Source organism: Cohnella candidum (genome assembly GCF_003713065.1).
GTDB lineage: Bacteria > Bacillota > Bacilli > Paenibacillales > Paenibacillaceae > Cohnella > Cohnella candidum.
The window spans coordinates 4,117,715-4,141,409 of record NZ_CP033433.1 but is presented as its reverse complement, the minus strand read 5'-3'; the positions used below and the strand labels follow the sequence as shown (position 1 = coordinate 4,141,409).

General features: G+C 49.8%; 19 protein-coding genes and 2 pseudogenes. 19 read left to right on the top strand and 2 right to left on the bottom strand.

Annotated features, from left to right (window positions below; translation table 11 throughout):
* Positions 1–94: 94 nt before the first annotated feature.
* The 10 genes and pseudogenes from EAV92_RS19025 (at position 95) to EAV92_RS18980 (ending at position 13,453) form a co-directional block, all read left to right on the top strand.
* A pseudogene (locus EAV92_RS19025) lies at positions 95–1,043 on the top strand (helix-turn-helix transcriptional regulator).
* Positions 1,044–1,110: 67 nt separating this feature from the next.
* Entirely contained in the window at positions 1,111–1,515 is a 405-nt protein-coding gene (locus EAV92_RS19020) for a VOC family protein (protein WP_123042560.1), read from the top strand.
* Between the two features lie 236 nt (positions 1,516–1,751).
* The gene (locus EAV92_RS24620) at positions 1,752–1,997 is read left to right on the top strand and encodes a hypothetical protein (RefSeq protein WP_164472856.1); all 246 of its coding nucleotides are present in this window, start codon (positions 1,752–1,754) and stop codon (positions 1,995–1,997) included.
* Positions 1,998–2,067: 70 nt separating this feature from the next.
* Entirely contained in the window at positions 2,068–5,172 is a 3,105-nt protein-coding gene (locus tag EAV92_RS19010) for a hybrid sensor histidine kinase/response regulator (protein WP_164472855.1), read from the top strand.
* A gap of 9 nt (positions 5,173–5,181) precedes the next feature.
* A complete protein-coding gene (locus EAV92_RS19005) occupies positions 5,182–6,312 on the top strand; it encodes a response regulator (RefSeq protein WP_164472854.1) in 1,131 nt (376 codons plus the stop codon).
* A 487-nt stretch (positions 6,313–6,799) separates the two neighbouring features.
* Entirely contained in the window at positions 6,800–9,682 is a 2,883-nt protein-coding gene (locus EAV92_RS19000; RefSeq protein ID WP_241158316.1) for a X2-like carbohydrate binding domain-containing protein, read from the top strand.
* Positions 9,683–9,911: 229 nt separating this feature from the next.
* Positions 9,912–11,213 (top strand): phytoene desaturase family protein, encoded by a 1,302-nt coding sequence (locus EAV92_RS18995; protein WP_123042556.1) that lies wholly within the window; start codon positions 9,912–9,914, stop codon positions 11,211–11,213.
* Positions 11,191–12,054 carry an RNA polymerase sigma-70 factor gene (locus EAV92_RS18990; RefSeq protein ID WP_123042555.1) on the top strand — a complete coding sequence of 288 codons (864 nt, stop codon included), beginning with the start codon at positions 11,191–11,193 and terminating at the stop codon, positions 12,052–12,054. The genes EAV92_RS18995 and EAV92_RS18990 overlap by 23 nt, the downstream gene beginning before the upstream one ends.
* Positions 12,055–12,189: 135 nt before the next feature.
* A complete protein-coding gene (locus EAV92_RS18985) occupies positions 12,190–12,777 on the top strand; it encodes a TetR/AcrR family transcriptional regulator (protein WP_123042554.1) in 588 nt (195 codons plus the stop codon).
* Between the two features lie 58 nt (positions 12,778–12,835).
* Positions 12,836–13,453, top strand: coding sequence for a DUF2306 domain-containing protein (locus tag EAV92_RS18980; protein WP_123042553.1), 618 nt, complete (start codon positions 12,836–12,838; stop codon positions 13,451–13,453).
* A 9-nt stretch (positions 13,454–13,462) separates the two neighbouring features.
* Here the strand turns inward: EAV92_RS18980 and EAV92_RS18975 are convergent, their stop codons facing one another.
* Positions 13,463–14,290, bottom strand: a complete 828-nt coding sequence (locus EAV92_RS18975) for an SDR family NAD(P)-dependent oxidoreductase (protein ID WP_241158315.1) — start codon at positions 14,288–14,290, stop codon at positions 13,463–13,465.
* Positions 14,291–14,379: 89 nt separating this feature from the next.
* Here EAV92_RS18975 and EAV92_RS18970 point away from each other — a divergent pair, with 89 nt between their 5' ends.
* On the top strand, positions 14,380–14,727 hold the full coding sequence (locus EAV92_RS18970) for a winged helix-turn-helix transcriptional regulator (protein WP_123042552.1): 348 nt from the start codon (positions 14,380–14,382) through the stop codon (positions 14,725–14,727).
* Between the two features lie 158 nt (positions 14,728–14,885).
* Here the strand turns inward: EAV92_RS18970 and EAV92_RS18965 are convergent.
* Positions 14,886–15,506: pseudogene (locus EAV92_RS18965) on the bottom strand (amidohydrolase family protein); the annotation flags it as partial.
* A gap of 142 nt (positions 15,507–15,648) precedes the next feature.
* Between EAV92_RS18965 and rbsK the strand changes: the two are divergent.
* The 8 genes from rbsK (at position 15,649) to EAV92_RS18925 (ending at position 23,626) form a co-directional block, all read left to right on the top strand.
* Positions 15,649–16,566, top strand: a complete 918-nt coding sequence (gene rbsK, locus EAV92_RS18960) for a ribokinase (RefSeq protein ID WP_123042551.1) — start codon at positions 15,649–15,651, stop codon at positions 16,564–16,566.
* A 61-nt stretch (positions 16,567–16,627) separates the two neighbouring features.
* Positions 16,628–17,641: a LacI family DNA-binding transcriptional regulator gene (locus tag EAV92_RS18955; protein ID WP_123042550.1), complete on the top strand. Its 1,014-nt coding sequence runs from the start codon at positions 16,628–16,630 to the stop codon at positions 17,639–17,641.
* Between the two features lie 117 nt (positions 17,642–17,758).
* On the top strand, positions 17,759–18,217 hold the full coding sequence (gene rpiB / locus EAV92_RS18950; protein ID WP_123042549.1) for a ribose 5-phosphate isomerase B: 459 nt from the start codon (positions 17,759–17,761) through the stop codon (positions 18,215–18,217).
* Positions 18,218–18,517: 300 nt separating this feature from the next.
* On the top strand, positions 18,518–19,687 hold the full coding sequence (locus EAV92_RS18945; RefSeq protein WP_164472853.1) for an ABC transporter substrate-binding protein: 1,170 nt from the start codon (positions 18,518–18,520) through the stop codon (positions 19,685–19,687).
* 70 nt (positions 19,688–19,757) lie between these two features.
* On the top strand, positions 19,758–20,654 hold the full coding sequence (locus tag EAV92_RS18940; protein ID WP_123042547.1) for a carbohydrate ABC transporter permease: 897 nt from the start codon (positions 19,758–19,760) through the stop codon (positions 20,652–20,654).
* An 11-nt stretch (positions 20,655–20,665) separates the two neighbouring features.
* Positions 20,666–21,505: a carbohydrate ABC transporter permease gene (locus EAV92_RS18935; protein ID WP_123042546.1), complete on the top strand. Its 840-nt coding sequence runs from the start codon at positions 20,666–20,668 to the stop codon at positions 21,503–21,505.
* Between the two features lie 206 nt (positions 21,506–21,711).
* A complete protein-coding gene (locus tag EAV92_RS18930; protein ID WP_123042545.1) occupies positions 21,712–22,068 on the top strand; it encodes a nucleotide excision repair endonuclease in 357 nt (118 codons plus the stop codon).
* A 1-nt stretch (position 22,069) separates the two neighbouring features.
* On the top strand, positions 22,070–23,626 hold the full coding sequence (locus EAV92_RS18925; protein ID WP_123042544.1) for an SAM-dependent methyltransferase: 1,557 nt from the start codon (positions 22,070–22,072) through the stop codon (positions 23,624–23,626).
* Positions 23,627–23,695: the final 69 nt, after the last annotated feature.

Genomic DNA, 23,695 nt, shown 5'->3' with positions numbered 1-23,695 from the left:
AAAACGCTTGTTGGCGCTTAGTACAAACGGATGATCATCCTTAACATGGGAGTGTCCTGTTAGCGACTTTATGACGTTTTCAAGGGGGCAGTCAATGAACAAAGCAGATCGTTTGTTGGCCATCGTGCTGGAGCTGCAAGGCAGGCAAGTGGTGCGTGCCGAAGATTTGGCGGTACTATTTGAAACCAGCGTGAGGACCATCTATCGCGACATTCAGGCGCGCAGTGAAGCGGGCGTACCGATTACAGGCACTACAGGCACAGGGTATTCTTTAATGGAGGGATATTTTCTGCCGCCGATCAGTTTCACAATAGAGGAAGCCGTGACCTTGCTTATAGGAACGGACTTTATCGAGCAACGATTTGATGATGATTATCGTAATAGGGCTCATGTTGCTAGGAGGAAAATCGAGGTCACTCTATCAGAAAGTGTCCGCAGTGAGACCTCCCGTATACGCAAGTCGCTGCGTTTGCTCGCTCCAGGCAAACCGGCAGCTCTGTCTATCGAAAGGGAAAATCTAAATAAAATCCGCCGAGCGATATTAGATGGGCGTAAGATCAGATTTCATTATTCGAAAAAAATGGCGGATTCCACGGGAAGCCGTCAAAGTGAACGTACCGCCGCTCCCTATGGCCTCGTACTCGTTGAAGGATCTTGGATGCTTGTGGCCCGGTGTGATCTACGCCAGGACATCCGCCATTTCCGTTTGTCCCGAATGGTTGAACTTATCGAACTGGAAGAACGATTCGAACTCCCGGCGCATTTTGACTTAAGGGACTATAGCCCCTTGGATGATCGCCACTTGCGAGTCTGCCTTCGGTTTAAACCAAGACATCGCGGAAAAGGTGAAGGAATCGAACTATCATTACATTGAGGATATGAAAGAGCATGAAGAAGGATTGGATGTGGTTTTACGCGTTCGTCAGCTGGAAGAATTGCAGCAATGGGTGCTTGGCTGGGGAGCGGATGTGATCGTGTTGGAACCCGAATCATTCCGAAATCGGATTCGTGAGGAAGCCCGAAAAATTCTAGAACGCTACTGACATAACGTTGTCAGTAGCGTTCTTATATAATCGGACATGTAAACGTGACTAGGAAGGATGATATCTTGTGAAATTAGCTTCTGTACGCATCATTACTGACGACGTGGATCGTCTCGTCGAGTTTTATGAGAAAGTCATGGGGGTTTCGGCGGAGCGACCCGCGCCCGTATTTGCCGAACTCGTTGCGCCGTCATGTACCCTTGCAATCGGCCACTCCCAGACGGCGCAGCTATTCGGCGCCGGTTCCGTAGTGGGGGCCAACAATCGCACTGTCATTATTGAGTTCCGCGTCGACGATGTCGAGGCCGAATATATGCGCTTGAAGCCATATGTCGATAATTGGGTAATGGAACCGACCACGATGCCGTGGGGGAACCGTTCTATGCTGTTCCGCGATCCCGACGGCAACCTGCTTAACCTCTTCGAGCCGGTGACTGAGGATGCGATTAAACGGTTTAGAGGCAGGCATTGACGGTCTACGTCCGCAGCGAAGAAGCACGCCTATCAGCGAATCGACGTCATTGTTCGTGATGGAGAAATTGAAGTCCGAGGAGTGGTAGAGTTTTCGTTGGTTGAAGTGAACGACACGGAATTCCAGGGAGACAATAGGAAACGACTACGCGTCTTCTCGATCCCCGTAGGGGCCGGCATTGCCAATTCTGTTCTGGACGATACGGGCCTATTCACATGTGTTGGAGGAGTGGATGTATGGAACGCGGCGATGTGGATACCAAAAGCGGACGTCACTTGGTTGTCCTGCGATTGTACGGACTTCTCAGTGCTCGGGCTTTCGGGGCAGGATATCGTCGGAGGGCTGGCGCCGCATTATGCGTGAAGATGAATGATATTTTAAAGAAACCGGAAACCACCGCTTTAGCGGCAGGCTCCGGTTTTTTTGCTTCTGTTTTCATTTCGCGTATTATGAAGGAATATGTCGAATCAAAGAGAAATTAACGATGTGACGTTCAAATAATAACGGTAGATCCTTGGTGCGAATATGAAAATGGGACAGGAAACGGGTACGATGAGAAAGCAATTGACGGTACTGATCATCATGATCGGTGTATTTACCGTCGTTACATCGCTATTCATCCATGAATGGCTAAATCCTGCTTTGCGGCACCCGGAAGCGCGAGGAGGGGTATTAGACGCAAGACAATGGAATTTTGCGAAGCAAGGGATTATTCCGTTGCGGGGAGAATGGGAGTTTTATGAGAACAAACTGCTGACTCCGCAAGATTTCCAAACCGATGGAGAGTTGCTGAGAGCGGAGCGCCGAATCGTTCGCGTTCCTGGAGGCTGGAAGGGTTCCGTTTCCTCCGGCAGCGGGTACGGTGCGGGTACGTATCGTCTACGCATAAAGGTCGGCAACCCGGATTTCTATAGCCTTAGAGGCAAAAAGATTCGCATGTCCAGCCACGTATTTATGGGGGGATCGGACCTTGGCGGCACCGGAAAACCGGATTTGTCAGCGGATCGATTCGTACCTAGCAACCTGCCGTTTTTCGGTACGATTAAAGCGGATACCGACACCATTGACGTCATCATCCAGATCGCCAGCTACCGCTATCTGGAAGGCGGATTGGTCCAAGCGCCGGAATTTGGTTTAACGGCAGACGTATTGGCCAGACGAGACAATGCGAGGCTGGCGGATATGATTGTCATTACCACGATGCTTGTATTCGGGGTTTATTTCGCGGGGATGTTCAAGCAATGGCGGAAGGAGCCTTATCTCGCATTTTTCAGTTTGTTCTGCTTGTCATTAGGGTTGTTTTTCGGCATCGACAACGAAATCGTCATGGCGACCTTGTACCCGACGATTTCCTTCCTATTGTTGCAGAAAATGCTTTTCATTCTGCCCTACTTTTCGATCTTTTCTTTTGCCCTTTATGTCTACCTGTACCTGGACCACAGAGAAAGATTGGGATTTAAGTGGCTGCTCCGGATTTCTTATGCCTATCTGGCCTTATTGATCGCGATTCCGAACGAATATTTGATCAATATTCTATGGTCGGGGATCGTCCTGCAAATCACCGTGTTCATTTTCATTCTTTACTGGATTTTCCGTCATCGGGGTCGCGGGGTTCAAGTTTACTATATTTTGTTGGGTGCATTTTTCCTTATCCTTAGTTGGGTTTATGCCGAAACACGCTATCAGTTGGCGTTGGACAACCCGTATTATATGATCGTAACGCCGTTGCTTCTCGTTCTATCGCAATCGTTCCTCATGTCGGATCGGGTTCGTGAGGCGTTCATGCGGAGTGAGCGATTGGCAGAGCAACTGATCGTGTACGATCGCCAAAAAGACGAATTTCTCCTCCACACGTCCCACGAATTCAAGACGCCACTGCACGGCATCATCAATTTGGCGCAGGTGGTCATCGACCAGAACGGCGCAGAGTTAGCGCAGCGGCAGCGTGAGAATCTGGATTTCATCATTGCCCAGGCGACCCGCCTGTCCACGCTGGTTAACGATATTATCGATTTTCAGAGTTTGCAGCGCCGAAGCTTGACATTCCAGAATCAGCTTTTCGATGTCAGCGGCACGGTGCAGGCTACGCTCGAAGCGCTGCAATATTTGCGCAGGAACGAACAAGTGCGGCTAGTCAATCTAGTTCGGCCGGGAACCTCTTATCTGTATACAGACGAAAACCGCCTGAAGCAAATACTCGTGAACCTGGTCGGCAATGCGCTGAAATTTACGGAACGGGGAAGCGTGGTGGTGGCCGCGGAATCGCGTGAAGGCTGGCTTCACCTGACGTTTGCGGATACCGGCGCCGGGATGAGCGAAGAGCGGCGACGGCAGCTTTTTACAGGCGAACTTACGGGCGGTGGCACGGAACCGACAGCTTTGGCGAATCAATCTTCCGGTCTGGGTTTGAAAATATCAAAGGCGCTTGCAGTGCAAATGGGCGGTGATCTGGCACTGCTTTGGTCGGAGCCGGAGCAGGGATCGATTTTCGAGTTGCGGCTGCCGGAGGCAACGGCTGCGCAAAGGGAACGGGATCCCTACCAAGCTGAAGCCGCTGTCGGTCTGGAACCGCAGCTGCTGCCCGGGGCAAGCGCGCCGACGACAGAAGAGACGTCGCCTCATGCGGCGGAGCGGTCTGGCGAGGTGAAGATTCTGCTCGTTGATGACGATGCCTCCAACATTAAGGTGCTGCAGGAGCTGCTTGCACCAAGCCGCTATCAAGTTCTCGTGGCCTACAACGGAGCGGACGCGCTCAGGCTGATCCAGCAGCATCACAGCGACTTATCGCTTGTCCTGCTCGATGTGATGATGCCTGAGATGTCAGGGTATGAAGTGTGCAGGCGCATTCGGGACGAACACCCGATCTACAAGCTGCCGGTTCTTCTCTTGACGGTGCGCAACTCGCCAGCCGATATCGCGATGGGTTTTGAGGCAGGCGCCAACGATTTTCTGGTGAAGCCGTTCGACGGCAGAGAATTAATGGCGCGGGTGAAGACGTTGCTTCAGCTCAAGGAAGCGGTTCAGCATGCCGTTCAAGTGGAAACCCTTTTCTTGCAATCGCAGATCAAACCGCATTTTATTTATAACGCTTTAAGCGGCATTATATCATTGTGTTACAGCGATGGAGCGCGGGCGGGCAAGCTGCTGGGCGAATTCAGCAATTATTTGCGGCTCAGCTTCGATCTTGACCCCTATCATGCCAAAGTCAGTCTGAATCGGGAGCTTTCCCTGGTGAAATCTTATGTCGAGCTGGAGAAGGCGCGTTTCGGCGAACGATTGAAAGTGGATTGGGACACGGACGCTTCCAGGGAGACTCTGATTCCCGCGCTGATCATTCAGCCGCTCGTCGAAAATGCGATCCGCCATGGTTTGATGAAGCGCATATCGGGAGGTACGGTCCTCATTCAAGCGATTGCAGAGCAGCAGGGATTGCGAATTGTGGTTCAAGACGATGGAGTCGGCATGTCCGCGGAACAATTGGCAACGATCCTGTCTCCGGATCGATCGGGCGACGGGGGAATTGGTCTTATCAACGTGCATAAACGGCTCATGAACGAATACGGACAAGGCCTTCAAATCGAGAGCGTTCAAGGGAAGGGCACGAAAGTGACGATCCTGATTCCTTCTCGTAAGCAACCAGACCGACTAGGCAGGTGAATCGTGAAAGTGAGAGCCATAGTCGTAGACGACGAACGATTGATTGCAGAGCATATTGACAGACTTCTTGCTGACGCGGGGGTCGAAGTTGTGGGCTGCTGCACGAATCCTTACGAAGCTTTGGAGATGACGAAGGCGTTGCGGCCTGATGTGCTGTTCCTTGATATCGAGATGCCGGAGATGAGCGGTCTGGATATCGCGGAGAAAGTATATTCGGACAACCTCGATTCGGAAGTCGTCTTTATTACCGCCTACAACCAATATGCCATCGATGCTTTTCGGGTGAACGCGCTCGATTATTTGCTGAAACCGATCATGGAAGAAGATTTGAACCGCTCGCTGGAGCGGATCAGGAAGCGGCGAAAAGAGCGCATGGGGGCTGCAGGAATGATCGGAAACCGGCAGTTGTCGGCCTCGCTTTTCGGCAAGTTTTCCGTTTATATCGGCGATGATCCGGAACCGGTTCGCTGGGTGACGTCCAAATGCGCGGAGCTTTTCGCTTATATGCTCCTGCAACAAGAGGATAAGGAAGTAAGCAAATGGCAGTTGTTCGAGGCGCTCTGGAACGAGAAAAATACGGAAAAAGCGGACATCAACCTGCGAAGCACCGTTAGCAGGGTCAACAAAACGTTGAGGGATCTCCACGCAGGCATGTCGCTCACCTCCGTCAGAAACGGGTATCGGCTGACCATGTCCGGCGATGCGATCGTTGTAGACGCCGATCCATTGGAGAGCTTCGCGCTGGATTCCGTCGAGATCGGCCCGGATAATCTGAATCAAGTCGAACAACTCGTCTATCGTTGCAATCATCCGTTTCTGAAAGAGTTCAGCGGCGAATGGTGCGAGCCTTACCGGAACCGGTATCGTCAGTATTTCCTTTATCTTGGAGGCAAGCTGTTTTCGTATTACGAGCGTGTGAGGACTGAACCCCTCAAAGCGCTGCGTTTGGCGGAAATGTTAGTTGACCACGATCCTTATAACGATTCCCTTCGGGCAGCGGCGTTGAAACTCCGTCATCAGCTTGAGGGCCGGAAACGGGCGGCTGCATATTATGAAGCGTATGCTAAGCTGTTGAGAACGGAGTTGGGTACGGAGCCGGGAGATGCGCTTACTGATATGTTTCATAAATTGACCGATTGAATGACAGTAGTGGAATAAATGCGATAAAAGGAACCTGTGATCTATGAGGATCGGGTTCCTTTTCTTTTTGCAACAATTTTGCAACATTGCATGAGCTATTATGTCGTAAACAGCATATTTTTGTCGAAAAAATTCAAAGAAGGGCGGTAAATATGGGAACATGCTCCCAACGCTAGTTGCCACTATCATTTTACTCTATGCCCGCAATTGTGGAATACATACGATACGATCCGAACCAATCCAGCTCCCGGCTGGTCCAGGTGTAAAGCGGAAAGTGGGAATTTCCTCCATTTGTTTATTCTTTGTTTATCTTAAGTTGATATCATTCTTATCGAAAAAACAAGAAAGATATCTGAAAATAGGGAGGATAGACAGCATGAACGGCAATGTACGGGTCCGAAGAACTTGCACAGTTAAGGGAAGAAGGAATAATCCAACACTCCTGATAGCCGTTTATATGTCCAAATAATATAATGAGGTGGAAAAATTGCAACTTGATATAAGAAAACAATTGTCACTATTACTGGCTTTCATGCTATTGTTCAGCGCAGTTATTATGGGGCGGCCGGAGACCGTGTGGGCTGGCCAAGGGCCAATTCAGAAGTGGAATAAGGTAAGCTCACAAAGTCTTTCCAGCATCGCATACGGAAATGGCATCTATGTGGCCATCACTTCTGGCAGTAATCCAAAACTGGTCACGTCGACAGATCTGGTCAATTGGACAGAACAAAACATTGCAAACTTGACCAAGCCCTTTAACGTGGTGAAGTTTATTAACGGTACATTTGTCGTAGGGACGAACTATTCGGACCCCATCACCCAAACCGGTGCAACCTTCTTGTTCTCGAATAACGGGACGAACTGGGATGCGAGAACGGTTTCGCAGCCCCCTCAATTTTCGATCACCTCCGTCGTTTATGGGAACAACACATATGTCGCATCCAGTTATTTTGGAGAAATTACAACCTCCACCAACGGTGTTAATTGGACACCTCCAGTTCGTATCGTGGATCGGTTGTCCGAAGTTAAATTTATCAACGGTTATTTTGTTGCGGTGGGCTACAAAGAAAAAAATAAAACGATGCCTGAGATGGGGGGGAATGATTCGATATCAACCTCGACAAACGGTGCGAGTTGGACTACAACGATGTTGCAAGCCGTGAACGGAGGACCGGGATTGTCAACGGTCGCAAGCAACGGGAATAACGTTATTGGCGCAAGTTTTACTAGTGTATACCGTTTTTCTGCGAGCGACCTCAATAATATCTCGAATCAAACGATCCAAGATTTCAACAACAACTTCTTCATTAAAAAATTGGTTTACGCGAATACGGACGGCGGTACCTATATTATTGTAGGGACTGGGGGTAAGATCATAACATCAGCGGATACGAACAATTGGACGGATGAGTCGATCTCGGATGCAACTTCCGATTTTATGGACGTGATCGAAGCGGAAAATACGGCGGTCGCGGTCGGGACAATCGGTGTATATAAACGGGTTCCGCAGGTTGTGAACGCAACAATCAATCCGGGGACAGGCAGCTTTGATAAGAATACGGCGAATCAGGCGGATGTAACGACAACGGTAACGCTGAACGGCAATACGCTGAGCGGCATCGCAAACGGTGGAACCACTCTGACTTTAGACACCGATTACACGGTATCGGGGAGCACGGTAACGATCAAGAAAGAATACCTCGCCCGACAGTCGATCGGTACGACGACATTGACGTTTAGCTTCAGCGGCGGAGCCGATCAGACGCTTTCGATCACAGTCTCCGATACGACGCCGCAAAACAGTGCGATCAATCCGGTGACAGCCAACTTCGACAAAAATGCTGCGAATCAGGTGGATGTTACGACAACGGTGACGCTGAACGGCAATACGCTGAGCGGCATCGTAAACGGCGGAACCGCCCTGACTTTAGACACGGATTACACGGTATCGGGGAGCACGGTAACGATCAAGAAAGAATATCTTGCCCGACAGTCGATCGGTACGACGACATTGACGTTTAGCTTCAGCGGTGGAGCCGATCAGACGCTTTCGATCACAGTCTCCGATACGACTAGCACCTCGTCCGGTTCCGCTACTTCTACGACACCGGAGATAACCAATAATGTAGACGTACTTGTTAACGGGAAAGTAGAAAATGCGGGAACGGCCGCAACAAGCAAGCGAAACGGCCAAACGGTAACTACGATTGTCGTCGATCAGAAGAAACTGGACGACAAGCTCGCGGCGGAAGAAAAAGGCGCTGTGATCACGATTCCGGTTGCCGCCAAGTCCGATGTCTTCATCGGCGAACTGAATGGCCAAATGGTGAAGAACATGGAAGGCAAGCAGGCGGTTGTAGAGATTAAAACGGATAAAGCGGCGTACACGCTGCCCGCGCAGCAGATCAATATCGACGCTGTATCCGACAAGATCGGCAAGTCGGTTTCCTTGCAGGACATTAAGGTGCAAATCGAGATTGCGGCGCCGACAGCGGATAAGGTGAAAGTCGTAGAGGATGCTGCAGAGAAGGGCACGTTCACGCTTGTCGTTCCGTCGGTAGAATTCACGGTTAAAGCCATATACGGAGAGAAGACTGTCGAAGTATCCGCATTCAACGCCTATGTGCATAGAACGATCGCGATCCCGGATGGCGTTGATCCGAACAAAATCACGACGGGCATCGTCGTAGAGCCGGATGGATCCGTTCGCCACGTTCCGACGAAGATCGTTGTGATCGATGGCAAGTATTACGCAACCATCAACAGTTTGACTAATAGCACCTATTCCGTCGTCTGGCATCCGCTTGCATTTAGCGACGTTGCGAACCATTGGGCGAAAGGTGCCGTTAACGACATGGGCTCGCGCATGGTTATTGAGGGCACCGGGGGCGGCCAGTTCAGTCCTGACCGGGATATTACGCGCGCCGAATTCGCGGCTATCATCGTTCGCGGTTTGGGGCTCAAACTGGACAATGGAGCACCGCCATTCTCGGATGTGAAGGCAACGGACTGGTACAGCGGCGCGGTCAACACGGCTTATGCGTACAAGCTGATCGCGGGCTTCGAGGACGGAACGTTCCGGCCGAATGACAACATTACGCGCGAACAGGCGATGGTGGTGCTCTCCAAAGCGATGAAGGTCACCGGACTGAAAGACAAGCTTTCCGTTCCATCGGCAGTTGCGGTGCTTCGTCCGTTTGGAGATGCGGCAGAAGTATCTCCATGGGCGCAAAGCAGCGTTGCGGACAGCGTGCAGGCGGGCATTGTATCTGGACGAAGCGATGCTAAACTTGTACCGACGGACTTCATGACCAGGGCAGAGGTTGCAACGATGATTCAGAAACTGTTGCAAAAATCGGGTCTGATTTAAATAGAAATCAGTGATCAACGCGCTAGAAGGAACCTTTGGTCCATACGGATCGGGTTCCTTTTCTTTTTGAGAATGATAACAGAAAGTCATCGGGGACGGGTCGAGCGGGTTGTACGCGGCGTTTACATACTGCTTTCTGACCAAGGTCCTAAAATTTTATTTGCTCACCTGTCACACTTCACATCCCTTGCCCGTCATACAGGCAAAATACGAAAAGGGATGATGAGCGATGCAAAAGGTGGATGTGGTCGTGGTCGGTGGAGGGATTGCGGGTTTAACCGCTGCCATTTACGCAGCCATGGCCGGGAAACAAACGGTGGTCATTGAAAAACAGAATCGCTTAGGCGGCCGAGCCATTTCGAATAAGAAAAAAGGAGCGTACTTCAATCTTGGCGCGCATTCCTTGTATAAGGGAGATGCGTACGCGACTTTCCGGGAAATGGGGCTGACCTTGCAAGGAAAGCGCCCTTCGGCGTTCGCGTATGGCGTTTGGAAAGGGAAATTGAACGCCTTGCCTTCGGATATGAAGTCCTTGTTCACGACCCCACTGTTGTCTTGGAAAGGAAAGATGGAGTTCGCTTCCTGTCTGATGAAAGTTTCCAAAGCGGATACTCGTCAATTTGACCGGATCAGTATCCGCGAATGGGTCGAAGGGAATTTGCGAGATCCCATGGTGCGCAATATCTTTTATTCGTTGCTTCGTGCCGCCAGTTATGTGGTCGGGCCGGATTTGCCTGCCGCGGGTCCTGTATTGAAGCAGCTTCAGAATGCCCTTAAAGGCGCGTTGTACCTGGATCGCGGCTGGGGCGAATTGATCGAGGAATTGCGGAAAAAGGCATCCGACCTGGGAGTACGGTTCGTAACGAATACCAAAGTCTCGTCCATCGATACCCGTGGCGGGATCGTGCGGCAGGTTCTCTTCGAAGACGGAACGAAACTCGATACGCACCATGTTATCCTGGCCACGTCGCCTGCTATCGCATACGAGTTGGTGCCTTTCGCAGAAAAAACCGCCCTTCGTACTTGGAAAGAACAAGCGATTGAGGTTACCGCGGCTTGCCTGGATGTGGCCTTGAAACGGCTTCCCAAGCCTAACCGCCAATTTGCTTACGGAATTGATCAGACCGTGCTTTTTAGCAATTATTCGCGTGCGGCCTACCTAAGCGACGATGGTGCGCAAGTTATATCGCTCATTAAGTACCAAGGGAAAGATCCGGATCCGGATAAAGATCTGCAAGAACTGGAAGGCGTGCTGGACTTGATGCAGCCGGGATGGCGGGAGGAAGTGGTTGCCAAGCAATACCTTCCGAAAATGACGGTTTGTCACGACTTTATGCATATGAAACGCCATGAGAATCCCGGACCCGCTGTCCCGGAAATACAAGGGTTATACGTAGCAGGAGAATGGGCGTCGCACGGTGAAGTATTGGTCGATGCCGCAACCGCAAGTGCCAAAAGAGCCGTACAACACATGCTCTCCCTTGAGGGTAAGGAGAGGAACGCCCCTTATGAGCATAGAGGAGTTATATAAACTTTATAAAACGGAGCTGTTTTCGCTGGCTTATCGAATGCTCGGCAGCGTCATGGATGCGGAAGATATCGTACAAGATGCTTTCATGAGCTATAACGGATTGTCCGACATCGGGACGATCCGAAACGAAAGGGCATTCCTGTACAAAATCGTAACGAACCGTTGTCTTGATCTTCTGCGCTCGTCGGCCAAAAAACGGGAAATGTATGTCGGTCCATGGCTTCCGGAGCCCTTGATTGAAAAAGGGGCTTCGGACGACGATCCATCCAATCGGTATTTGAGGTCGGAGTCGATTTCCACGGCTTATCTTCTGCTTCTTCAGCAATTGAGTGCAACGGAAAGGGCGGTTTTTCTTCTTCGGGAGATTTTTCATTATTCATTTGATGAGATTGCCGATATCGTCGGGAAAAGCAGCGCGAATTGCCGGCAAATATTCCACCGCGCCAAAAAGAGCATCCATTTCAACCCTGACCAACAACCGGCGGTTTCCATTGCTGAGGAGAAGATTAAAGAGTTTGTCCATTCGCTGTTGCAAGGAAATACGGCGAAGCTTCTTGAACTGGTTAGCGAGAATGTCGTGCTCTACACGGACGGCGGAGGCAAAGTAAGCGCGGCTCAAGTGCCTGTTGTCGGGTTTGAGCAGGTGCTGAAGCTTCATCAAAATATGATCAACAGGCATGCGGGTAAATTTACTTACTCGTTCCTCATGGTGAATGGGCTCCCCGGAATCCGCCTTCGTTTGGATGAAGGGCTTCAATATGTTTATTCTTTTGCTTATCGGGATCATAAGATCGAAGCGATTTATACGGTCGCAAATCCGGAGAAGTTAAGACATCTATAGAATCACACTTATAAGAGCTCAAAAGGAGTGCCGAGGCACTCCTTTCTTTACTTTAATATCCGACGTCATTGACAGAGAAATAAGGTGTATGCTAAGGTTTATTAAACATCGTTCAAATAAAGAGAGGTCTTTCACTTGTCACCTAGAAAAGCCGTTGAGCATGAGCTGAGCAGACAAAGAATTCTTGATGCGGCAAGGCAGCAATTCGTGGAGCACGGTTATCGCGATGTATCCATGCGCAGCATTGCAAAGCAGCTGGGGTATTCTCCAGGTTCGCTTTATTACCATTTCCGCGAGAAGGCTGATTTGTTTAGTGCCATGACGGCAGAAGATTTTCACAGACTGGACAATCTGCTCGAAGAAGTGGTAAGCACTTCGCCAAACCCGGGACGCGAGCGGCTTGAGCTGATTTTTCTCTCTTTTATCCGATTCGGTCTGGAGAACAAACGGTCATTTGAACTCATGTTTTTGATTCGGGAACCAGGGCTTGAATGCTACACGTCACAAGCAAATACGGCCAGCTATGAGAAATTTTCTAACGCGGTGAAGGAATCGCTGCAAATGATCAACGCAGACCGGGCGAAAGATGTCCAATTGATCTGGGTCCTGTTTCTGTCCCTGCATGGTTTTGTCAGCTTTTATATTCATAGCCCGCAAACGTATGAAGACATTGCCATGCTGGCCGACGTACACGTGCAATTATTACTCCGTGGACTGACGTAATTTTTTTAATCTTTAATTGAACGGCAGTCAATTAAATTAGAGGAGAGTGGATATTGAAATGGGAAAAAAGATCATTCGGGCACTCATTTTTGTTTTTGCGTTTTCGATTGCAGGATATGCAATGGTTCAGTATGGCCTGCTTAAAGCCAGCAGTGCGGGACTCGTCGCTTTCAAATTGCAAAAGCCGAATTTCGAACTCACGCCATGGGTCTATGTGTTGTACATACATATCGTCACCGCCATACTTGCCTTGATCATTGGACCTTTTCAAATTTTCATGAAGCCGACGAACACAAGGAAACGTCGGCATAAACTTTTAGGGTATGTATACGTTATTTTGATTACAATAAGCGGGATCGTGAGTGTGTATTTATCCCTTTTTGCTACAGGGGGCTGGATTGCTGGGCTTGGCTTCATGTTGTTGGATGCATTATGGGTGGCGACGACACTTACGGCGACGAGAAAAATTATGGTCAAAGACATACAAGCTCATAAAGCGTGGATGCTTCGCAGTTATTCGCTTACTTTTGCCGCAGTAACGCTTCGCCTCTGGTTAGCTCCGCTGGCTCTTATTTTTGGTGATTTCGAGGCGGGGTATCGGGTAGTAGCATGGTTATGTTGGATTCCTAATTTGCTCGTCATAGAAGCGGTGATTTTAAAAAAAGGGTTCCGCTAGATCATTCAGTCACGGGCGCAATCCGCCGATCGTGTAACCGCCATCGACGAGTATGCTCTGACCGGTTATAAAACGAGCGTCGTCGGAAAGAAGCCAGAGTACGGCATCCGCCACATCTTCAGATTGCCCAACCCGTTGTAAGGGAGTATGCTTTACGAACGGATGCGCCGTAGTTTCGTCGCTTAGAACCTCCTGCGACATCGGGGTTGCAATCATTCCGGGGCTGACGTTGTTCACTCGAATGTTGCTGGGACCCACCTCCAACGCCACGGTTCGCATCATTGCGTCGAGTGCTCCCTTGGAGGCCGCGTAGCCTGAAGTTCCCGGCATCGCCCCATGCGCCGTCCACGAAGAAGTGTTAACGATCGAGCCTCGGATACCACGTTCGAGCATGGCTGCGATTTCGTATTTTAGACAGGCGAATACGCCCCGTAGATTGATCGACATCAGTGTATCAAAATCGTCAAACGATAGTTCGTGAATAGGCGAGAAAGTTCCGAGAACGCCGGCGTTGTTCCAAGCCATATCCAGACTTCCGAACACATCCAGCGTCCTGTTTATAAGCGCTGCGACCTGACGAGGATCGGCAACGTCGGTCGGAACGGCGAGTGCCCTGCCTCCGAGAGAGACAATTTCATCAGATACTTCTTGAAGCTCTTTCATGCGTCGACCCGCTATGACGACATTGGCGCCTTCCCGGCCGAGCCTTAGTGCAGCAGCACGGCCCATCCCGGTGCCGCCTCCGGTGACAATCGCTGTCCGGCCCTCAAATCTCTTTATTTCTTCCGCTTTCCCCATTTCAATCATTCCCTTCACATATTGGCTGCCTTCGGCCATTTCAGTATATTTAAGTTAGTAATATACTTAAAGTACGCAAATTAATAATACCAAGTAACAAAAATAATACTATGCAGAGGGATAATGAGATGGAAAATGCTATTGAAAAAAAGTGTCCAGTCGAAACGACGCTTGAGATCATTGGAGGAAAGTGGAAAGGGGTGATTCTTTATCACTTAATGAGCGGAACGAAGCGGTTCGGTGAGCTTCGCAGAATCTATCCAAAGGTCACACATCATATTCTTACTCTGCAACTACGGGAACTTGAACGTGAAGGAATCATAGAGCGAAAAACGTACAATCAGGTGCCTCCAAAGGTAGAATATTCGCTAACCGAATTTGGAAAAACATTAAAGCCCATTATTTTGCTGATGAAAGAATGGGGTGAGGGTTACAACGAAAGAGCAAGCCGGCATCCCCAATCCTCGGACGATTGACCTCGCATTCCCGCCAGTTCCCATTTGGTATGCTATTTCGCTAACCGACAATGTTGACGTTACCAAGTAATCCTTCCGCCATTATCCATCATGAATCGACGGCAGCCGGCCACACGAACGGCTGCCGTTTTCATTGAAGTAACGGGCGGGGAGAGAGATTAATTTAGTCTCTGTACACCTTTGAACCATACGGCTTTAATGGACAAGGTGTCCGAGATGTTGGTTGTCGGATCACCGTTTACTAGTATAAGGTCAGCGCGCGCACCCTCGGCAATACGGCCTCGATCGATAAGACCAAAGCAACGGGCTGGTTTCGCGGTAGCCGACTGAAGCGCTTCTATCGGGGTGAACCCGGCCTTCACCAGCAATTGCATTTCATGATGGACGCTGGCTCCATGAGCAAGTCCGCCAAGATTCGGAACGGGAACCGGCGCGACATCCGTCCCTACCAGAATGTCAACTCCGGCATGGTGAAGATCCATCACATTCTTAAAGCTGTTCTCCATATTGCCTTGTGGAAACGTATTGAAACTTGAGTTTAAAATATCGATCCAATCCGGACTTAATTTGGAATGAACACGCGGATCATTCGCCAATTCCGATGCCGGATTTCCAATAATAGATGAATTCAACACCAAGCACGGTGTAACAAAAGCGCCTGAATCCGCTATGGATTGCACTAACTCGGACGTGCACTCGGGTCTGTCGATAAACAAGTGGCCCAAACCGTCGACTCCAAAATCGATGGCTTCTTGCGATGAACGAGCCGTCAAGACGTGCAGTTGTGCCGACCAAACCGGCTTAATGTCGCTTCTATCGATAAGCATAAACATATACTTTCAGAGAAAATAACCCTTGACTATTTAATCGATTCAAGAGATAAAGATGATGAGGAATTATTTAACTCGGGGAGGAGATTGTTTGGCGAAAATCGTAGTGGCAGGCAGCATTAACATGGACGTGGTAATACGGGTTCCGCATATCCCCAGGGAGGGAGAAACGCTTCTGGCCAGAAGTATCGGCCGCTACGGAGGAGGTAAAGGAGCCAATCAGGCAGTAGCCGTCGGCCGTCTAGGCGGCGATGCGGTAATGATCGGCCGGTTGGGAAACGATGACTATGGCAAAATCCTTCTCGATAGCCTTTCCGACAGCGGCGTCCGTACAACAGGCATCGAATGGGATCCGGAGCAGCCAACGGGCACGGCTTATATCAACGTCTCCGACCGGGGAGAAAACAACATCGTCGTTCATTCGGGCGCCAACGGCCGATTTGACATTGCACAAATGGAACGCCATGTCCGATTGCTTGAAGAGGCCGAATATTGCCTGATGCAACTGGAGATTCCGATGGAGACGGTCGAACATGCGGCCGCAGTTTGCAGGAACAAGAACGTCAAATTGCTGCTTAACCCCGCTCCTGCCCAGCCCCTTCGACCGGAGGTCCTTAGGGGACTTTACATGCTGATTCCGAATGAATCGGAGCTTAACCTGCTGTGCCCCGAACCGGGAGACTTGCAATCGAAGGCGACTCAGTTGCATGAGGCCGGCGTGGAGAACGTGCTGGTTACGCTGGGTTCCAGAGGCTGTCTTCTCGTCAATCGGGACGGCGTGCGATCTTACTCGGCTATTTCGGTCAAAGCCAAGGATACGACGGCTGCCGGGGATTCTTTCATCGGAGGATTGGCCGTCGCGCTGTCGCAAGGAAAAACGTTGGACGAATCGATCCGGTACGCGTCCGTTGTTGCGGGCATCGCCGTCAGCAGGGAAGGGGCTCAAAGTTCAATTCCCGATCGGGAAACGGTGAGTCGAATTATTAAAATCATGGAACTTTCTGATTGACAGACGTTGAAACCGCTTTTATACTACAGTTAATCGTTTTAAGAAAGAAGGTGGATACGGTATGAAAAGAGCCACTCTGAAAGAAGTGGCCCAATTGGCAGGGGTATCCACTGCAACCGTTTCGAATGTGATCAATGGAAAGAAATATGTCCGAAGCGAAGTGAAAGAGCAGGTCCTTGCCGTCATGCAGGACTTGAACTATCAGCCCAATACGCTTGCCAAGAGCTTGAGGAAACAGGAATCGCGCATCGTAGGCCTTCTGATCTCCGATATCGCCAACCCGTTTTTCTCTTCCGTCGTGCGGGGAATCGAGAAGGAACTGGCGGCAAACGACTACAACGTGTTGCTATGCAACACGGATTCCAGTGTGGAGAAAGAACGCGAATGCCTGGAGGCTTTGATCGGAAAAAGAATCGACGGTCTCATCGTATCTTCGGCCGGCAATACGGGAGATTATTTTCGCTCCCTGGAGGAAACCGGCGTACCGATCGTATTCCTAAACCGCTGCCCGCAATTCATGAACTGCGATGTAATCCTGACCAACAACATGAGAGGCGCCTATAACGCGACGGAACATCTCATCCGCCATGGCTACGAACGGATTGCCATTATTACGGGCCCGACCTCTCTGAGTACCGGCAAAGACCGGCTTACAGGCTACCGCAGGGCGCTGGAGGACTATGGAGTTACCGAGCAAGAGACGTTGGTCAAGGAAGGCCGTTTCGATATCGATAGCGGATACGAGAAAATGATGGAGCTCATGGAGCAGGAGCACAAGCCGGATGCGGTGTTTATCTCGAACAACTCAATGACGCTGGGCGGATACAGATACTTAAGGGAACAGGGGATCCGAATTCCCAATGAATTGGCGGTGATCGTATTCGACGATCCCGATTGGGCGGAATTGGTCGATCCTCCGGTCACGGCAGTACGCCAGCCCACTTACGAGCTGGGGGTTCAAGCCGCTAAGCTCATGATAGCCAGCATCAAGGACAGGAAAACGAAGCACGACATCATGTACATGGATCCCGCTTTAATCGTCAGGCAATCGTGCGGTTGTCCGGCAAGGAAGTAGTGCGGAATCACAATTATAAATTCTCCAAAACGCTATCTGAGCCATCTGAGTTAATCGATTAAATAACGATTGAGTTAATCGATTAAATAAACCAGACACTAGAGGAGAGACACCCGAATGAAAATCGCAGTTGGCGGAGACCACGCCGGATTTCCTTTGAAAGCCGCGGTGGTGGATGCATTGAAAGCCAAGGGGCACGAAGTTACCGATTACGGAACGTTCGACCTGAATCCGATCGATTTTCCGGACATTACGAAAACGGTCTGCGAGGCCGTCCTCTCCGGCAAAGCTGAACGGGCAATCCTCGTGTGCGGCACCGGCGTGGGAGCTTGCATCGCGGCAAACAAAATACCGGGAATCCGCGCAGCCGTGTGCCATGACGTGCATTCCGCGCATCAAAGCGTGGAGCATGATGACGTCAACGTGATGTGCGTGGGAGCGCAGATCATAGGTCCCTGGCTGATGGTCGATTTGATCGACAGCTATTTAAATGCCGATTTCAGCACGGATGAAGATTTCCGCAGGCGGGTGCGCAAACTGCAAGCTATGGAGGGCGAATACGCGCCCCATAATTAACAAACGGATCATTGACGGATCCGCTTCACCATTTGGGGAGGTGATGCTTGTTGTAAAACAAGCAAGGGGGAGAGGGAATGCCTCATCCTACCGATTGCCGGACTTCCGGCTGCACCTGAAAAAACGCAGCATTTGGCTATCATTCATGAAGGAGGAATTTCATTGAAAATGCAAAAAGGGATATCCGCCTTGTTGATTGGCTTACTGTTGATTCTTGGCGCATGCAGTGATAAAAATGCCCAACCGAGCGCTTCGAACGCTTCATCGAAGGCTGCCGCACATGAAAATGTTACGATACGTATGGCCTGGTGGGGCGGTCAAGCCCGACATGAAATGATGAACGCCCTGCTTGATAAATTCGAAGAGAAGTACCCTTATATTACGGTAGAGCGCGAATTCGGAACGGAAAACCAGTTCGTCGAGAAATTGAACACGCAGGCGGCCGGAAACAACACCCCGGACGTGGTGCAGACGAGCAGCTTCTTCCTGCATGATTTCGTCGCGCGCAACATTCAAATGGATCTGGATCCGCTCGTCGCTTCCGGTGAAATTAACGTAAGCGATTTCAGCAAAGAAGACTTAAACGGCGGCAAAGTGGACGGCAAACTTTACATGGTCAGCTTCGGTCACAACATCACGGGCGTCATTTATAACACGGCCATCTTCGAAAAAGCGGGCGTGACGCTGCCCAAAAACAACTGGACATGGGACGAATACTTCAATACGGCGCAACAGTTGCAAAAATACTTAGGCAAGGATGCATGGGCTTCGGAAGACGAAGGCGGTACGTTTAGAGGTTTTGACAATTTCCTGATGCAGAGAGGCAAGTCCATGTTCAACGGCAAAGACCTTGGCTTCGAAAAGCAAGATCTCGTCGATTGGTACGCGTTCTGGGACAAAATGCGCAAAGCCGGCGTCGTGCCGCCAGCATCGATTCAGGCCGAGCAGGGAGACAAACCGCAGGAGCAATCCATGCTGGCGCGGGGCAAAGTAGCCATGATCAGTAAAAGCTCCAATCAGCTGAAAATCTACCAGAAGAGCACGCAGGATAAGTTGGCAATCGTCACTTATCCGCTCGGAGCAGGCGCAGAAAAGGCATTTCCGCTCATTATCGCGGGCGCAGGTATTTCGCCGGATTCCAAGCACCCGAAAGAAGCCGCCCTGTTGCTGAACTTTATCGTGAATGAAAGCGATGCAGCAACCATTTTCCGGGGGGAACATGGTCCGCAAGCTTCCAAAAAAATGCAGGATGTTATTCACTCCAGCCTCGGAGAACCGGAAAAAATCGAATATGCGTTTGTAGACGAAATTCTTCCGGCGACCAAGCCTTATCCGGCTATGCCGGCAGGAAGCACCTCCGTGCAGAAGCTTGTGCTGACGGAGAACCAAGCGGTCGCGTTCGGCAATAAAACAGTCGAGCAAGCGGCAGACGACTTCTTCGCCCAAGCGCAACAAATTCTGAAAAGATAGGCAGCAGGAGGAAGAGCAGCCTGAGCCGGACTGCGGACAGGTTGCTCTTCACTTGAAAGGGGTTCGAATTATGCGCACAAAACTGGCTCGCAGGCGGAGTGAAGGCCTCATCCCCTATTTATTTTTGGCCCCATGGATGATCGGAGTGCTGGCGTTCAGCGCGATTCCGATTTTCACTTCTCTCTACTTGTCCTTCACGAACTACAATTTTGTCGGGACACCGAACTGGATCGGTTTGCGCAACTATATCACGATGTTTACCAACGATCCGCAGTATCTTCAATCCTTAAAAGTGACATTTACGTACGTGTTCGTTGCGGTTCCCTTGGAGCTCGCTTTCGCGCTGTCGTTGGCGATGCTCTTGAATAGGGGGATCAGCGGACTGGGCATGTACCGATCTTTATATTATATGCCCTCGCTGATCGGGGGCAGCGTCGCGGTCGCGATCCTGTGGAGGCAGGTTTTCGGTGAGGATGGCATCGTCAATCAGGCACTTGGGATATTCGGAATCGACATGCCGAGCTGGATCGGAACTCCCTCCCATGCGGTATGGGCGCTGATATTGCTCAAAGTCTGGCAATTCGGTTCCCCCATGATCATTTTTCTCGCCGGTCTCAAGCAGATTCCGAATGACTTCTATGAGGCATCGTCCCTGGACGGAGCCGGCCGCTGGAAGCAGTTCGCGCATATCACGCTGCCGATGCTTACGCCGATTGTGCTTTTTAATGCGATTATGCAAATGATCAGCTCGTTCCAGGCATTTACCCCTGCTTACGTCATCAGCGAAGGAACGGGCGGACCTGTGAACTCCACGCTCTTTTACACGCTTTACTTGTACCAGAACGGTTTCGGAAACTTCCAAATGGGTTACGCTTCTTCGATGGCGTGGGTGCTGTTCATCATTATCGGCGTGTTCACGTGGCTCGCATTCCAATCTTCGAACAAATGGGTACATTACGATAATTAGAAGGTGACGAAATGGCATTGGTTATCCGCTACCAAAAAGTGTTCATTCATGCGTTGATCATCGCCGGGGTCGTCATAATGCTTTACCCTGTTTTGTGGATGCTCAGCAGTTCGCTCAAACCGACGCAACTTATTTTTACCGATCACAGCCTCTGGCCGAAAGAATTCACCTTGGACCACTATAAGAACGGGTGGAAGGGAATTTCGAAAACGACATTTACGACGTATTACCTGAATTCGTTCATGCTCGTGTTCTTTGCGATTATCGGAAATGTCGTTTCTTGCTCGTTGGCGGCGTACGCATTTGCAAGATTAGAGTTTAAAGGCAAGAAGTGGATGTTTGCCGTCATGCTGATGACGATGATGATTCCGCTTCATGTGTTGGTCATTCCCCAGTACATCATGTTCAACAAGCTGGACTGGATGAACACGATTCTGCCGATCGTGGTTCCGAAGTTTTTCGCCACGGAAGGATTCTTCGTCTTCCTGACGATCCAGTTCATCCGTTCTCTGCCGAGAGAGCTCGACCAGGCGGCGACCGTCGACGGATGCGGTCCGTTGCGGATATATACGAAAGTGATTCTTCCGCTCATCGTACCCGCGATCGTGACGACGACCATCTTTACCTTCATCTGGACATGGAACGATTTCTTCAGTCAGTTGCTTTACCTGACCGGACAAGACAAGTTGACGGTTACGCTGGCGCTTCGGATGTTCCTGGACGCCATGGGAGAATCCGCGCTCGGCTCCTTGTTCGCCATGTCGTTTCTCTCCATTGTTCCGGTATTTTTGATGTTCCTCTTCTTCCAGCGTTTCATCGTTGAAGGGATTGCATCCACCGGAATCAAATGACCGAATAAGCAGAAGGCATCATCCGGATAGCCGGATGATGCCTTCTTTGTTTAATCTTATTTAACGCCACGCCGGTAGGCATGGAGAACCGTACCGTAAATAACGGCAAGTTTTATTTGAAGAAGTTGAGTATAATGGTATCGCGTATGTGAGAAGAATACGAGCATAATAGATACAACGAATACAGACAAAGGAAGTGTGCCTTCGTGATCCAAATCACCGTTCCTGCACCTGATGTCACCATTACCAAAAAGGTTGATCCTCAGGAAAGCAACATTTACGGCTTTACCGAATTTCACCTGATTACGAGAGAGTTGGGTGGGATTTTCATGTTTTACAACGAGAAAGATGAATTGTTGTTCGTCGGCAAAGCCAGAAAACTAAGACCGAGAATCAAAAAGCATTTTGAGGATTCCGTATCCCCGATCAAAAAGCATAGAGACGAAGTGACGAAAATCGAAGTTTGTATCGTAGAAGATCCCGTCCACAGAGAAATTTACGAAACGTATATCATTAATGAAGGCAAGGCCAAATATAACGAAGACAAAGTATTTTTTAGATAAAATGACAGACAATCTTAAACAACGTTATCGTTTCAGTGAAGCGCCACTGTGGAAAGTTCAGCGAAAATACTATGAAGAGCTGGGGACGAAGGCCTGGAAGAATGACCAGGTTCCCCAATACATCACGAGTAATCCCATGATCGCTGCCGCGTATGCGGAAATGATCTTTGGGTTTCTTCAGGATCGAGTGAACAAGGGAATTGGTTCTGAGCCCGTGTTTATTGTGGAGCTTGGGGCAGGAGCGGGACGTCTTGCTTACCATGTGTTGAACGAGCTGTGTCAGTTGAGAGACTATGCCGGGATATCGCTGCCTTCGTTCCGCTATATCATGACGGATTTGGCGATGAACAATGTGATGGCTTGGAAGGAACATCCCGCGTTTCAAAAGTTTATTGCCGAGGGATTACTGGACTTTGCGCAATTCGATGCAGTGCATGATTCCGTGCTGAACCTTGTCGTATCCGGCACAACGATTCGTGAAGGGGACTTAAAACAACCGTTAATCATCGTTGCCAACTACTTTTTCGATAGCATTCCGCAGGATTTGATTTACATTGGCGACGGGAAAGTTTATGAAACGGATGTCTATATTGAACATTCCGAACATCATGATTCACTGAAACCGGCAGAATGGTTAGATCAATTCACTTTACATTATGAGCATCGACGGGCGCCTGAGTACGAACAAGAAACCTATCCTTACCGTAATGTGATTTCCATGTATCAGGAACACCTAGAAGACTCGCATATTTTATTTCCTGCTGCCGGAATCGCTTGTTTAGAGCGCTTGAATTTGTTATCTCAGACGGGATTCCTTTTGATCACAGCAGACAAAGGAGATCACTTGCTGGATAGCTGGAAATTTGCAGAACCCCCGCAGTTGGTCTTGCATGGAAGTTTTTCTTTAACAGCAAATTACCATGCCATAAAGTCTGTCTTTGAGCAAAAAGGAGCGGCGGCGTTATTCCCTCCGCATCATTATAAAGATATCAATGTGGGCTGTATTTTCCATCTGGATAAACCAATGGATTATCCCAACCTGAGACTGGCTTACCGTCGTTGTATTGAACGCTTTGGTCCTGACGAATTCTTTAGTTTGAAAAGATGGGTAGATCGCAATATAGATACCATGGGGTTGCAGCAAATATTAAGTTTTTGGCGTTTGGGCGACTATGATGCGGAATTTTTCATACAGAGCACGAAGCGGATCTCCGACCTGTTGCCGGAATCGAACGATGAAGAAAAGCAGGATTTGCTTAGAGGCATAGAACTGATGTGGTCATCTTTCTATGTCATGGAGCAACGATATGATCTGGCGCTCGATGCCGGATTGGTACTGTTTGAGATGGACATGTACGAGCACTCCAAACATTATTTGGAGATTTCGGTTCGTGAAGAGCAAGATGAGGTCGTATCAACCGTCTATTATTGTCTGGCCATCTGCTGTTTCGAGTTAGACTTAGTCGAAGATGCATTGAGGTACATACAGAAATTATTAGAACTTGAGCCTGAACACGAAGAGGCACTCGCGTTGATGAGCCACTTTGAGTTGCGTTAATCAACGCCAATACCTGAACCTGCGCGCGATCCCGTCTCTATATGAGGCGGGATTTTTTTATTGCCCGAA

Coding starts and splice junctions, on each gene's coding strand:
- EAV92_RS18940 (WP_123042547.1), top strand. CDS start 19,758: ATGCGCACAAAACTGGCTCGCAGGCGGAGTGAAGGCCTCATCCCCTAT.
- EAV92_RS18945 (WP_164472853.1), top strand. CDS start 18,518: ATGGCCTGGTGGGGCGGTCAAGCCCGACATGAAATGATGAACGCCCTG.
- EAV92_RS18995 (WP_123042556.1), top strand. CDS start 9,912: ATGCAAAAGGTGGATGTGGTCGTGGTCGGTGGAGGGATTGCGGGTTTA.
- EAV92_RS18935 (WP_123042546.1), top strand. CDS start 20,666: ATGGCATTGGTTATCCGCTACCAAAAAGTGTTCATTCATGCGTTGATC.
- EAV92_RS18975 (WP_241158315.1), bottom strand. CDS start 14,290: ATGGCCGAAGGCAGCCAATATGTGAAGGGAATGATTGAAATGGGGAAA.
- EAV92_RS18925 (WP_123042544.1), top strand. CDS start 22,070: ATGACAGACAATCTTAAACAACGTTATCGTTTCAGTGAAGCGCCACTG.
- EAV92_RS18970 (WP_123042552.1), top strand. CDS start 14,380: ATGGAAAATGCTATTGAAAAAAAGTGTCCAGTCGAAACGACGCTTGAG.
- EAV92_RS18955 (WP_123042550.1), top strand. CDS start 16,628: ATGAAAAGAGCCACTCTGAAAGAAGTGGCCCAATTGGCAGGGGTATCC.
- EAV92_RS18990 (WP_123042555.1), top strand. CDS start 11,191: ATGAGCATAGAGGAGTTATATAAACTTTATAAAACGGAGCTGTTTTCG.
- EAV92_RS24620 (WP_164472856.1), top strand. CDS start 1,752: ATGGAACGCGGCGATGTGGATACCAAAAGCGGACGTCACTTGGTTGTC.
- EAV92_RS18980 (WP_123042553.1), top strand. CDS start 12,836: ATGGGAAAAAAGATCATTCGGGCACTCATTTTTGTTTTTGCGTTTTCG.
- rpiB (WP_123042549.1), top strand. CDS start 17,759: ATGAAAATCGCAGTTGGCGGAGACCACGCCGGATTTCCTTTGAAAGCC.
- EAV92_RS19010 (WP_164472855.1), top strand. CDS start 2,068: ATGAGAAAGCAATTGACGGTACTGATCATCATGATCGGTGTATTTACC.